Raw genomic sequence first — 1,369 nt, forward strand, 5'->3', positions numbered from 1 at the left:
GGTGGGCCGGGACGGCTCGCCCGCGCCGATGGACGCCTTCGACGGCTACATCCGGCTCTTCCTGGCGGGGACGTTCAACACGATGCGGCTGGTCTCGGCGGCGATCGCGCAGGAGGAGCCGGACGCGAACGGCTCGCGCGGGCTCGTGGTCAACACCGCCAGCATCGCGGCCTTCGAGGGGCAGACCGGGCAGACGGCGTACTCCGCGGCGAAGGGCGGCGTCGTCGGCCTGACGCTGCCCTCGGCGCGTGACCTGAGCCCGCTGGGGATCCGGGTCGTGGCCATCGCGCCCGGCACGTTCTTCACCCCGGCGTTCCGGATGGAGCGCGAGGAGGCGGAGAAGCACTGGGGCAGCGGCGTGCCGTTCCCGAAGCGAATGGGCAGCCCGGCGGAGTACGCCGAGCTGGTGCACAGCATCGCGATCAACGACTACCTCAACGGCGAGGTCATCCGGATCGACGGCGCGCTGCGCTTCCAGCCGAAATGACGCGCTTCCTGCTCATGTTCCCGATGCGGGCGGTCAAGCACCACGAGCGCTGGCTGGAGGGGGCGGACCTCGGCGACGTGGCGCGGGTCGTGGAGGAGGCCGGGTTCGACGCGATCGCGATGACCGAGCACCCGTACCCGGACGAGCGGTGGCTGGCCGAGGGCGGCCACCACGCCTACGACCCGTTCGTCTCGCTGGCCTACATGGCGGCGGCGACCACCCGGTTGCGCCTGGTCACCTACGTCCTGGTCGCGGCCTACCGCAACGCGTACCTCTCGGCGAAGGCGATCGCCAGCCTGGACTCCGTGTCTCGCGGGCGGCTGACGGTCGGGATGGCCGCGGGGTACCTCAAGTCGGAGTTCGCGGTCCTCGGCGCGGACTTCGCCAACCGGGGCGCCATCCTCGACGAGACGATCGAGGCCATGCGAGCGGCCTGGGAGGGACGGGACCACGCGGGGGAGCGGTTCCCCGCCGCCGGGCACAGCATGGTCCCCGGACCGGTGCAGCCCGGGGGGCCTCCACTGTGGATCGGCGGCAACAGCCGCCCCGCCCGGCGCCGTGCGGTGCGCGTGGGGGACGGCTGGATGCCGATCGCCCAGGGACCCGAGATGGCCGCGATCACCCGCACCCCGCCGCTCGAGACGGTCGAGCAGCTCGGAGCGCAGGTGGGGGAGATGCAGGCGGCCCGCCGCGAGGCGGGGGCCGTGCCGCTGGACGTCACGTTCTCGCCGTTCGAGAGCCGGGAGTGGCGGACCGGGGGTGCCGCGGCCTTCGTCGACGCCTTCGGCGCGCGGGTGGCCGAGTACGCGGAGGCCGGGGTCACGTGGGTGACCGTCGAGCCCGCGAGCCGGTCGTTCACGCAGTTCCGGGACGACCTGGTCG

2 protein-coding genes are annotated in these 1,369 nt (G+C 73.3%); both read left to right on the plus strand.

Annotated features, from left to right (window positions below; all coding sequences use genetic code 11):
* Positions 1–487, plus strand: a 487-nt coding sequence (locus H5J29_RS32800) for an SDR family NAD(P)-dependent oxidoreductase (RefSeq protein ID WP_181784776.1), incomplete at its 5' end; no start/stop codon positions are given.
* Positions 484–1,369: TIGR03619 family F420-dependent LLM class oxidoreductase (locus H5J29_RS32805; RefSeq protein ID WP_181784777.1), on the plus strand; the 886-nt coding region annotated here is incomplete at its 3' end. The genes H5J29_RS32800 and H5J29_RS32805, both read left to right, overlap by 4 nt.

The sequence above is a fragment of the Pseudonocardia pini genome (genome assembly GCF_013870575.1).
GTDB classification, from domain to species: Bacteria; Actinomycetota; Actinomycetes; order Mycobacteriales; family Pseudonocardiaceae; genus Pseudonocardia; species Pseudonocardia pini.